This window comes from Pseudomonas sp. AO-1, from assembly GCF_019775695.1.
In the GTDB taxonomy this organism is placed as follows: Bacteria; Pseudomonadota; Gammaproteobacteria; order Pseudomonadales; family Pseudomonadaceae; genus Aquipseudomonas; species Aquipseudomonas parakoreensis.
This window is the reverse complement of sequence record NZ_CP079947.1, coordinates 5,995,808-6,007,531: the sequence shown is the minus strand read 5'-3', so window position 1 is coordinate 6,007,531 and position 11,724 is coordinate 5,995,808. Positions and strand designations below refer to the sequence as shown.

11 protein-coding genes are annotated in these 11,724 nt (G+C 50.3%); 9 read left to right on the top strand and 2 right to left on the bottom strand.

What is annotated here, in order from left to right; genetic code table 11:
• The first annotated feature begins 183 nt into the window (after positions 1-183).
• Entirely contained in the window at positions 184-921 is a 738-nt protein-coding gene (locus KVQ82_RS27420) for a HupE/UreJ family protein (protein ID WP_222016924.1), read from the top strand.
• A 12-nt stretch (positions 922-933) separates the two neighbouring features.
• Positions 934-1,593: a transmembrane anchor protein gene (locus KVQ82_RS27415; RefSeq protein WP_222016922.1), complete on the top strand. Its 660-nt coding sequence runs from the start codon at positions 934-936 to the stop codon at positions 1,591-1,593.
• Between the two features lie 568 nt (positions 1,594-2,161).
• Here KVQ82_RS27415 and KVQ82_RS27410 read toward each other — a convergent pair.
• Entirely contained in the window at positions 2,162-3,352 is a 1,191-nt protein-coding gene (locus KVQ82_RS27410; RefSeq protein WP_222016919.1) for an MFS transporter, read from the bottom strand.
• A 260-nt stretch (positions 3,353-3,612) separates the two neighbouring features.
• On the opposite strand from KVQ82_RS27410, the gene KVQ82_RS27405 reads away from it, so the two are divergent.
• From KVQ82_RS27405 to KVQ82_RS27395, 3 genes are all read left to right on the top strand, one after another.
• Positions 3,613-3,816, top strand: coding sequence for a co-regulatory protein PtrA N-terminal domain-containing protein (locus KVQ82_RS27405; RefSeq protein ID WP_052909673.1), 204 nt, complete (start codon positions 3,613-3,615; stop codon positions 3,814-3,816).
• Between the two features lie 664 nt (positions 3,817-4,480).
• Complete coding sequence (locus KVQ82_RS27400) at positions 4,481-5,239, top strand: hypothetical protein (RefSeq protein WP_222016917.1); 759 nt, start codon at positions 4,481-4,483, stop codon at positions 5,237-5,239.
• A gap of 953 nt (positions 5,240-6,192) precedes the next feature.
• Positions 6,193-6,396 carry a co-regulatory protein PtrA N-terminal domain-containing protein gene (locus KVQ82_RS27395; protein ID WP_127649245.1) on the top strand — a complete coding sequence of 68 codons (204 nt, stop codon included), beginning with the start codon at positions 6,193-6,195 and terminating at the stop codon, positions 6,394-6,396.
• Between the two features lie 286 nt (positions 6,397-6,682).
• Here the strand turns inward: KVQ82_RS27395 and KVQ82_RS27390 are convergent, their stop codons facing one another.
• The gene (locus tag KVQ82_RS27390) at positions 6,683-7,372 is read right to left on the bottom strand and encodes a response regulator transcription factor (protein WP_222016915.1); all 690 of its coding nucleotides are present in this window, start codon (positions 7,370-7,372) and stop codon (positions 6,683-6,685) included.
• 145 nt (positions 7,373-7,517) lie between these two features.
• Here KVQ82_RS27390 and KVQ82_RS27385 point away from each other — a divergent pair, with 145 nt between their 5' ends.
• From KVQ82_RS27385 to KVQ82_RS27370, 4 genes are all read left to right on the top strand, one after another.
• Positions 7,518-8,210, top strand: a complete 693-nt coding sequence (locus KVQ82_RS27385) for a response regulator transcription factor (protein WP_031319143.1) — start codon at positions 7,518-7,520, stop codon at positions 8,208-8,210.
• Complete coding sequence (locus KVQ82_RS27380) at positions 8,188-9,555, top strand: HAMP domain-containing sensor histidine kinase (protein WP_260687833.1); 1,368 nt, start codon at positions 8,188-8,190, stop codon at positions 9,553-9,555. Before KVQ82_RS27385 ends, KVQ82_RS27380 begins: the two co-directional genes overlap by 23 nt.
• Positions 9,556-10,054: 499 nt before the next feature.
• Complete coding sequence (locus KVQ82_RS27375) at positions 10,055-10,840, top strand: glycosyltransferase (RefSeq protein ID WP_222016913.1); 786 nt, start codon at positions 10,055-10,057, stop codon at positions 10,838-10,840.
• Positions 10,841-10,941: 101 nt separating this feature from the next.
• Positions 10,942-11,706 carry a hypothetical protein gene (locus KVQ82_RS27370; RefSeq protein WP_222016910.1) on the top strand — a complete coding sequence of 255 codons (765 nt, stop codon included), beginning with the start codon at positions 10,942-10,944 and terminating at the stop codon, positions 11,704-11,706.
• Positions 11,707-11,724: the final 18 nt, after the last annotated feature.

The following is an 11,724-nucleotide window of genomic DNA, read 5'->3' as shown; positions in this document are numbered from 1 at the left end:
GCCACAGCTCACGTCCGCGTTGAGTTTGGCTGCACAGCCAAAGCTGTCCATACGAGTTGATGCGCGCAGATATTCCGTTCCTCGTCCGCCGATTTTCTTGATCGAGCGTCCGCCCCGTCCTTCGTTCGCATCCTGACCGTGGCCGCACTGCGGCCTTTGATCCCTGCAACGTAGGATTGATCTATGCATTCGCACTCAATGAGTGGCGTTGTCGCATTCACTGCGCCATCGCACCGCCCGCTACTGCTGTTGTTTTTACTTGTCGCTGCACTTTTCCTCGGGATGCCCGAGGCGATGGCTCATGCCGTCGCGGAAGGTGACAAGGGCTTCATTCAGGAGAGTTCCGGCGTCATGTTGCTGCCATTCATCTACATGGGCGCCAAGCACATGATGACGGGCTACGACCACCTGCTTTTTCTGTTTGGGGTGATCTTCTTCCTCTACCGTCTGAAGTACGTGGGGCTCTACGTCACGCTATTCGCTGTAGGCCACTCGGTCACGCTGCTGCTTGGCGTGCTGACCGAGATCAGCATCAGCTCCTACATCATCGACGCCATCATTGGTTTCTCTGTGGTGTACAAGGCGCTCGATAACTTGGGTGCATTCCAGCGCTGGTTCGGCTTCCAACCCAACACCAAGGTGGCCACGCTGATCTTCGGCCTACTCCACGGTTTCGGCTTGGCGACGAAGATTCAGGAGTACGAGATCTCTCCTGATGGACTGATTCCGAACCTGATCGCCTTCAACATTGGTGTTGAGATCGGCCAATTGCTGGCCCTCAGCGCGATTCTCATTCTGATGGGGTATTGGCGGCGTACAGGTGGTTTCTGGCGCCACGCCTACACCGCCAACGTCGCCATGATGAGTGCCGGCTTCCTCCTGATGGGTTACCAGATCACCGGCCTGTTTGTCTCCGCGTAAGGAATTCTGACTATGTTCAATACTCCGCTTCCAACTGTTAATGAATTGCCCAGCACTCGCAAACTGGTACGTTCGACTGTCATAGCAATGCTGGTTGCTGCCGGTCTTCTGGTAACGGTCGTAATGCCTTCGGAATACGCCATTGATCCGACAGGTGTGGGCCGAGCACTGGGGCTGACCCAGATGGGCGAATTGAAGATCATCCTTGCCCAGGAGGCTTTAGCGGATGCAGCTGCGCCGCAAGCATCTACTCCTGCTCCTGCTCCTGCTCCTGCTCCTGCTCCGCAGGTTGCGCAAGTTCAACTTGTTGCGAAACCTGCTCCTCAATCTGAAGCAACATCAGCTCCTGCTTTGAAGACGAATCAAATCACCGTCACGCTCAAGCCTGGTGAAGGGAAAGAAATCAAGCTGGAAGTGCTGAAGGGCAAGACTGTCAGCTATGCATGGACAGCGCTTGGTGGGCCAGTGAACTACGAGACCCATGGTGAGCCCTACAATGCTAAAAAGGGCTATTTCCACAGTTATGGCAAGGGCAAACAAGTCAAAGATAACCAGGGGGAATTTACTGCGATTTTTGACGGTACTCATGGCTGGTTCTGGCGTAACCGCAGCAACAGTGACGTGACCATCTCACTCAAAGCGACCGGCGATTACTTGAGCGTCAAGCAGTAATCCGAGACGGCGATGGCTGTGCTGCTGTCGAGAGGCAGCGTTCAATAACGGAAAATCTCTTTCATCCATTTCTTTAAAGGGTATCCCCATGAAAACCCAAACAACACTGTTCCGTTCGATGCTCCTGATCTGCCTCCTTGGCCTGATGACGGCATGCGATGGTGGTAAAAAAGTTACTACCACCGAAAGCGCTGAACACGGCCACTCACACGAGTAACACCCGGCACAAACAAAGCTACATTTGCGAGGCTCTTGAAGGGCTGGCATTTGGATCGGCGTGGCCGGCACTTCTCGGACTGTCCTATCTGGGGATTCAAGCCGGCCAAGTTGGGCCAAAGGGACTACTCGTCGCCGGATGTTAGGCACTGATACTTACGAAGGCTTCGATATCTATCGTAGCCATGCAACCGATACCGAGCGCTATGCTGTCATGGCGCAAACCCAACCTTGGCCTCCACCTATTGGTAGGCTTCGGACTGGCAGAAACTGCCAGCGCGGCATATCGATCTGACGGACGAGACGAATGAGCCCCTGATGTTCCAGTGAGCAGATCATCTGACCTGAGGAATTATTGATTCTTCAGCAACAGTAAGAGAAGAGCTGTTGAAGCAATCAATGCCCCCACGACGAAGGTGCTGTCTGATCCGATGCTTTGCCATAGCCAGCCCGCAAGAACACTGGCGATCAGCATGCATGCACCACTGACCAAATTGAAAATACCGAAGGCGGTGCCCTTAAGTTTTTCAGGCGCTTTATCGGCTACAAGCGAGGCAAGAATGCCTTGGCTGAATCCCATATGAAGCCCCCACAATGCAACGCCCAGCATCATCGTAATGGCAGAGCTGGACTGAGCAAGCACCAGATCCGCTAGGATGAGTAACCCCATCCCCACAACGAGCAGTTTCGTACGGCTGATACGATCAGATAACCAACCGGCGGGGTAAGCAGACAAGGTATAGAAAAGTGCCATGACCACCATCACCAGAGGAATCCAGGTGGCCGAAAAGCCTAACTGCTGGGCCCGTAATACCAGAAACGCTTCACTGAACCGGGCTAGCGTAAATACTCCACCAATGACAACAACCCACCAATATCCAGACGAGAAGTCGAGCAAGGCTCTCCAGTGAATCGGAGAGCGAAATTTGTGTTCGCTGGGGGCGTGTACGGGCTCTTTTACTCCCGTGACAATTAGAGTCACCGCTATCGCTGCAGGAATCACTGCAACCCACAGTACAAGCTGTATATCTGCGAGCCACAACATCAGCAATATGGCCAGAGCGGGGCCAAAAACGGCTCCTACGGTATCCATCGATTGTCTTAACCCAAAGCAGGCGCCCCGGATCTCTGGTGGCGAAACATCTGCGACCAGTGCATCACGCGGCGCGCCACGAATCCCCTTACCGATACGATCCAGAAAGCGAGCAGTGAATACCACCTCGACTGTATGAGCCAAAGGGAAAAGCGGCTTGGTCAGGGCGGCCAAACCATATCCAAGTAGCATTAGTCCTTTGCGTCGCCCTATAAAGTCGCTGATGGCGCCAGAAAATATTTTGACGAACATGGCAGTCGACTCGGCGATCCCCTCTATCACTCCGACAGTCAATGCACTCGCGCCCAACGTAGTGACTAAAAACACAGGCAGTAAACTGTGTACCAGCTCAGACGATAGATCCATGAACAAGCTAACAAAGCCCAACGCCCAGATCGTGCGCGGAATCCGAAGGCGCTCAACATTTGTATTAGGGCTATCGCTGTTCATATTTTCATCCTGTACTCGTCGGTGCCGCAGAAAAATATGGAAGGCAGCGCCCCTTCTACATGACTATCTCACTCGCTTGGACTGCAGATAGTGGTAGGAAGAAATGGTGCCCAAGATATGGAGGTTACACAGGACACACCTAGGCATCTGCCTGTCAAAAAATTCATTTTGCGGGGATGAGCGTGAAATGCCCCCAGCTTCAGTATTAGCCCAAGCCAGCAAACATTGTGATGGCTAAACCTAAGCACTGGAGATTTGCCATGAAAACCCTGAAAGCCCTTTTGATCGTAACCTTGATGAGTGCTTCTGTAGCTGCGATGGCAGAAGGCGGCGGCGATACAGTAGCTGCAAAGATGGAGGCCGCAAGAGAGTCTGCGATGGTAACGTACCAACAGTCTGAACACGCAACCGCCGTTGCCAGCAATCACCAAGCGGCGTCCAACGATGTCGAATGCACAAATTAATACTACGCAATACTCATCAATTATTTAGCAGCCTCCGACTTGCTCGTGCGCTTTAACTGCCATGGGCCACAGCCAAAGAACCTGCTACAAACAACCACTAAAAAAGCCGCTTACTCGCAGCTTACAGTAGGGGCTATCAGGTTAAAAGAATAAAAAATTCAACTCGGGTTGCGAAGAGCATCGACAATCCGAGTATTGGGCGTGCAAGAAATTACTTGCTTGCATCATAATACTTTGCACATATAATTTGCATGAAGGTTATGGTCGGCCTAAATTACGAACCATACCTCCAAAGCACAAGTAAAAAGTCTAGTCTGCGACAATTATTAACGTAAGCAATCACAATAAATTTGTTTGCGAGCCCCTATTAAATAAATCCCTTGAACTGAATATCCCCTACAAGGGGGGGCAAGAAAGTAAAAGCTTAGTGCTGAGTTTGCGCCAGAAACGACACGAATAATAAATTTAATTATGATTGTTCTTTGACAGAATTTTGATCTTTTACACCCTAAGCTGCGCTCATCCATACATCGCGCTATAGCTTGATCGTTACCCTCACAAACTATACCGGTTATCCCTAATAGATGTATGTAAATCCGGTGCAAATGGCGAGATTTTAGGCGCTGTAATTTATATCTTTAATCCGTTTCCAGGAGCCCCCTCTATGAGCACCTCTATCAGTTTTAATAAGCTGCCAGAAATAACTTTGGCGTTCTGGGCGATGAAAATCTGCGCCACCACCCTCGGCGAGACTGCCGGTGATTTACTGTCTATGACGCTGAATGTGGGGTATGCGATCAGCTCAATGATCCTGATAAGTGCCTTCCTGATTACACTTAGCTTGCAGCTATTTTCGAAAAGTTATAATCCCGTGTTGTACTGGATCGTTATTCTCTCCACCAGTACCGCAGGCACCACCATGTCGGACTTTATGGATCGCACCTTGGGCCTTGGCTATGCGTCCGGCTCGCTAATTCTGATCAGCCTGTTGATCGCCATTTTTGCGATCTGGCGCTTGAGCGAAAAAACGCTGTCGGTAAACAACATCCTTACCACTAAGGGCGAGCTGTTCTATTGGGCGGCAATTCTGATTTCCAACACGCTAGGCACAGCGTTAGGCGACTACCTGGCAGATGACTCCGGCCTGGGCTTCGCTGGCGGCGCATTGCTGATCGGGTCAGCGATTGCCGCAGTGATGCTGGCCAAGTTCTACACGCGGATTTCCACAGTGCTGCTCTTCTGGTTGGCGTTTGTCCTGACCCGACCGTTCGGCGCGACACTCGGCGACTTTTTGACGAAGTCTCACGAAAAAGGCGGTTTGGATTTTGGCACAGTTGGTTCATCGTTAGTGTTGGCCAGTGTATTGGTAGTGCTGGTGTCCTTCGCCGTCAAGGCCCGCAGCGCTGAAGAAATCTACGGCTAAACGGCTTGTGGGGGAGCAGGAGCACTACAAGTGTCGAGTTGGTGCTTGACAGCATGGTGTGTGAGCCGAATTTTCCGCGTACGGAGTTCATCGTCACTGATGACTACGTTGTGTGGTCGCCCCAACCTTGAGATGGGCCTGGTCTAAAAATGGAAAATTCTCGATACGACATTTGCTCTTAAGCCAATTAGGCGCTTTGAAAAAGGCACCGAGGAATTTCCCACTACCGTTTACCGCTTCAGAGTGGTCGTGTGACCTATAGGGCCTGATTGTCTCGTCACCGGTACTCTATAGGCAGCCCACGAATGATGTCGTCCCTGGTCTAAACGATCATTGAGTTCCTCGCGGTGCATCCTCATGCTGCCTATCTGGCGGTATTTTTCTTGGCTCTTTCCGAGTCAGTTCCGATCATCGGGGCCGCTGTTCCAGGCACTGCCGTGATCCTTGCGCTAAGTTCCTTTGTTATTGCTCTGTGCGTTGTTAGTCGCCGCGACATTAGGTGCTGAAGTGGGGATGGTTTTTCGTTCTGGCTAGGGCATCGACACCCGCGCAAAACTCTTGGTTTCTGGCCATTGAGCCGCCACCCTGAACTGATTCAGAGCAGCAAGGCCTTTTTCGAGCGTCACGACGCGAAGAGCGTATTTCTCGTGCGCTTCGTACCGGGCATTCACGCCTCCATATCGCTGCTCATATTTTCATCCTGTACTCGTTGTTGCCAAAGGGAGGTCGGGAACGGCAGGGCCACTTCTACATTGCTTTCGTACTCGCTGGGAATGCAGATAGTGGTGGGAAGAAATGGCCTCCGGGATACGGAAGTAACACTGAGCGCACCTCGGTTATTTATCTGTCAAAAAATTCATTTTGCGGGGAAGAGCGTGAAATACAACCAGCTTTAGTATTAGCCCAAGCCAGCAAACATTGTGATGGCTAAACCTAAACACTGGAGATTTGCCATGAAAACCCTGAAAGCCCTTTTGATCGTAACCTTGATGAGTGCTTCTGTAGCTGCGATGGCAGAAGGCGGCGGCGATACAGTAGCTGCAAAGATGGAGGCCGCAAGAGAGTCTGCGATGGTAACGTACCAACAGTCTGAACACGCAACCGCCGTTGCCAGCAATCACCAAGCGGCGTCCAACGATGTCGCGCGTTCGAATTGACAGGACGTTTTACTCATCAAGTTCATTAGCAGCCGACTACTTAATCATGCGCTTTAAGTGCCATGAGTTGCAGTCGGGAAAGCTGCCGCAAGGACGCATAACCAGAGTCGCTTACTCGCCGTGTGGCAGTAGGACTCATCCTTTAAAAACAGTCAAAACGACCTGCTCGGGTTGCGGGGTACACCGACAACCCGAGTAATAGGTCGGCAGCAAAAAAGCTGCTCTAATGATACGCCAACATTACACCAACCTGCTGCTTCAGCTCTAGTTATTACCGAGCGGGAGTTTAAGACAAGTTCGTCACCACGTTGAGGCGATAGCCTGCGCCAGGAATGGTAGCAATTAGCGCAATTCCAAATCCATCATCTAACTTTCGACGTAAACGATAAATATGTTTATCGATAACGTTGTCGTTTGGATCGAATTCATAGTCCCAGGCACTCTCAAGTAGCATCAAGCGAGTAACAACCTCACCACAATGTCTCATGAGTTTTTCTAGAATCAAGGTTTCGCGGTGAGCAAGCGATATCGTGCGCCCCATCCATGTCACCTGCCGGGCTGCAGAGTCAAGGCACAGTTCGCCAATACACAAGGTACTCGCCTTACCAGGTTGCTGATCTCTAGGACGCAATAACCCTTCCAGTCGAGCTAATACTTCAACAAAGGCATAGGGCTTCGCCAAGTAGTCGTCGCAACCCGCTTTAAGCCCCTCAACACGCTGCTGGGTCGAGGCTAAGGCGCTGAGCATCAATACTGGCGTCTGCATCCCCTCCCTACGTAACTCTCGAACCAACGACAAACCGTCCATACCGGGTAGGCATCGATCAACGATCAAAGCGTCATAGATACCCTCAAGCGCCATAGCGAGACCGTCACGACCATCTTCGCTGGCATCGACCACATGTCCGCTTTCTCCGAGTCCTCGCACTAGGTATGAAGCGGTACGGGCATCATCCTCAATGACTAGAATACGCACACAAACCTCGCAAAGACTTAAATAAACTTTTTTTCATTTTCTCGGAAGCTCAGTGTATAGACTGGCTTGGCACACTATGCCATCAAAGGGGTCGCTTGATTTACATCGACCTATGAATTTCAGCCCGGAGCTCAGCGCGACGCCTATGACCCACGTACTGGTTATCGAGGATGATCCCGTCACCTCACGGGAGATTGAGGCAGCCCTTAACGACCATGGCTTTGACGTAACCCTGGTAAACAATGGTCGTGAAGGCTTGGTAGCGGCCATTAGTGATACCTTCGACATCATTGTTCTTGATCGCATGCTACCTGGAGCGCTTGACGGCCTAGGCATGCTTACCGCATTGCGCGCCTCCGGCATCACCACACCGGTTCTGATTCTCAGTGCGCTAAGCGCTTTAGATGAGCGGGTTCGAGGCCTTCGTGCAGGAGGCGATGACTATTTGACCAAGCCGTTCGAGTTCATTGAGCTGACTGCTCGACTAGATGCTCTGAATCGCCGAAGGGCACCTCCTTCCGCAGCAAATCGAGACAGTCGATTGCGCATTGGGAATCTGGAAATTGACTTACTACGACGCTCAGTGCGCCGAGGCGAAAGACAGATTGACTTATTACCTCGTGAATACGCGTTACTAGAGTATCTCGCTCAACATGCCGGGCAAGTCGTCACGCGAACCATGCTCTTCGAAGCTGTCTGGAATTATAGTTATGACGACCGCACCAATGTGATAGATGTTCATATTGGTCGTCTGCGTCATAAGATTGATGGCGAGGGCGATTCTCCAATGCTCCAAACCATTCGGGGGGCTGGTTATGTCCTACGTTCGCCTGAGTGAGATTCCGCGTACCATCAGCTTTCGAACAGCCCTTATGTTCCTGGCATTATTTGGGTGCTCGTTTTTTGCGTTATTTGGTTATATTTATTGGCAGACTACCGGATATCTGATCTCAGAGGTGGATACTGCACTGCATCGAGAGGTAGACCGCCAAAACGCCCAAGAGCCTGCGCTACGACGTACAGAAATACTTAAACATACGGAACAAGACCCCGAAGGGCGGCTCCCATATACGCTATTCGACTCTGCAGGTACAACGATTGCGGGGGCGCTATCAACCCTGCCTACGTTCAGTGCATACGATAAGCCTGCGGAATTTTTCTGGGATAAAGCTAACGGGCATGATCGCCCTATCCGCTACCTTGTTCACAAACTGGATGATGGAAGCACTCTTCTGATCGGCCAGGATATTCACGATATTCGTGAGTTTGACGAACTTTTGGTCAATGCTCTGGTTTCAGGTGGCTCACTACTTATAGTAGTTGGGCTACTAGGAGCGATTGCATTAGGCGTATCTGCTCGCCGCCGTTTAGACGTACTTAGCCGCTCCATAAAAATAATTGTGGAGGGTGATCTCAGTGGGCGTTTACCTACACGGGGAAATAACGACGATATTGATCGTATTGCCGGCGTGGTAAACGGCATGCTGGATGCACTTGAACGGCTGATGAGTGAAGTCAAAGGTGTATGCGATGATATTGCTCATGACTTGCGAACACCGCTGACTCGTTTGATCGCTGGATTGGAACGTGCACAACGGCGTAGCTTGACGCAAAAAGAGTACGCCAGCGCTATCGATACAGCCATTGAGGATGCTAAGGGTCTAATGCAAACCTTCCGGGCACTGCTACGCATTTCAGAAATAGAAGGCAGTGCTAGACGCAGTAATTTTACCCTTGTTGGTTTCAATCAAATCTGCGCTGATGCAGTTGAGCTCTTTGAGCCTCTCGCTGATGAACGTGGTATGAATCTAGAGTTCAAGCCATGCGAGGGAGTCGACACAGTAATGGGGGATTCGCAGTTACTGTTTGATGCGGTTTGCAACCTCATCGATAACGCCATCAAGTTTTCACCGGACGGAAGTGACGTTGAAGTAACAGTCTCGGCAGATTCTAACAACTGTGGAATCAGTATCCGTGACCATGGGCCCGGAATACCGGAGGCGGAACGGGAAGCGGTTTTCCGCAGGCTCTACCGCTCAGAGTCCAGCCGTCATACGCCAGGAAATGGCCTGGGCTTAAGTATGGTTTCAGCTGTAGCACGTTTACATGACATGTCCCTACAGGTGCACGATGCCCGGCCTGGATGCCGGGTGGACTTGATAGGTAAAGCACAAAACGCTTGAGACCCTGTATCCATATCTAAAGCTTTCGTAACTCGGCGAGCGACTCGTTCGATTGCTTGCCTGTCTCTTGGCTCAACTGATATCCCTGTTTTGGATTGTCCGCTATGCACGTCAGCAGGTCTTTGACCTGCTTTCGTTTCAGAGTTACATCCTGAATTTTTCGCCTACCAATAGGATGCGACGATTGCTGGGGGAGCAACCACTCCCATAGCGACAAACCTGTCAAAAAATTCATCTGCAAGGGAACTGAATTATAAGCTCCCAGGCACAGAATAAATAAAGAATAAATGCCCTAAAGCAAATAGCTAGGCATTGAGTTCTCCATAGGGAAAAATCTGCAATAAGAGATACTGCCTTTTTATGGCGGTTTAATTGTGCACATCCAATGTAAAAGTCTAAGAGTTGGACAGGTATACGTTTTCGATGGAGGGTAGCAGGGCGGCTTCGCTGGTTGTTGCTCGCTATAACAAAGGCAATCAAATTCGAGAGTTAGTTGGCTATGAAAGATCACCACCCAGAAAAGGCAAGCTACAGCATCGCTTTGGTTAACTACAAGTCGCTTGAGCTGACCAAGAAATGCCTCCAGCTCCTGCAAGATACTGTGAAAGAAAAAGGTATTTCTGTTTATGTGGTGGACAACGACTCTAGGGATTCAAGCACAAAGTATCTTCGAGCTTTAAAGTGGATCAACTTGATTGAGCGAAAACCAGAGCATCCTGAGGCTGGAAATATTGCTCATGGCCGAGCTCTTGATCTCGCTTTAGGTTTCGTGGAAACGGAATATGTATTTCTTTTACATACCGACACTTTCATTTATGACCTTGAAGTTTTTAACATGATGCTCGCGCAATGCGCCGAACAACAAGGCGTGGCAGCCGTTGGATGCTTAGAGCAGCTGAATAGAGGCTTTTTTCGCTCGGCCTGGAGAATATCAGCACGGTTTTTTAAACATTACACCAGGCGTAGTCTTAAAGCGCTTGGAATAAAAACGAGGGAGCCGAAACCATATATAGAAAAACACCTGAAAAGCTTTTGCGCCCTGTGGAATGTAAGGTTGATCAAAAAGCACGGTTTGCATTTTCAAATGGATGAACGCAATCCAGGCTATGAGCTTCAGGATAGGATGACCGAGTTGGATTATAAAATTAGATTTATATCGCCTCGGAAAATGTTTCGCTATCTAGACCATATTCAAAGTGGAACGATTTCCTCACTAGGCGGCTACACCAAAAACCACAGAAGAGTCAGGATGTATAACCAGATTACACAGGGTTTAAAACTTTAAAAGGCGGCGACGGATCTGTATTCGCTCAACCTCAGAAAAATTTCGCTATCTAACTTCGCCTTTACATAAGCTCAGCGCATATCAAAAGAGGCTGTCATCACATGAATCTCGACAAAGCCGGATGGCTCAACAAAGTACCTGAAGTGACATTGTCATTCTGGGTCATAAAAATACTGTCCACTACGGTGGGGGAAACAGGGGCGGACTTTCTGGCAGTAAACGCTGGCTTAGGAGCTGCCTGGACTTCCATCGGCATGGCCGCATTACTAATGCTAGCGTTGTATTTCCAGCTCAATACCAAGGCTTATTCGCCCAGGATTTACTGGCTAACAGTGGTACTCGTAAGCATTGTCGGGACACAGATTACCGACGTCATGACCGACATGCTAGATATCAGCCTGTACACTAGCACGGCGCTCTTTGCGGTACTGCTGACGATTAACTTTCTAGTCTGGTACAAGGTCGAGCGAAACCTGTCGATTCGTGAAATTGTCACGCCTAGAAGGGAGCTTTTTTACTGGACGACCGTACTTTGCACCTTTGCGCTTGGCACAGCAGCCGGCGATCTAGCCACCGAAGCGCTGGGCTTGGGTTTCACCCTTGGCGTTTTTATTTTCGGTGCGCTTATTGCCGCCACTCTGGTGGCTTGGCGCTTGGGTGGCAACGTGGTACTGACCTTTTGGCTGGCTTACATCCTGACCCGTCCTTTTGGCGCCTCTCTCGGCGACTTGCTTACTCAAGCTAAGACCTATGGTGGCCTTGGCATGGGGGCTGCTTGGACGAGCGCAATTTTCTTGTGCGTAATTGTCCTTCTGGTAGGGGTCGCACAAATAAGTGTCAGTAACCGTAAATCCGTAAATCAATAACTGGTCAAAAAACCATCA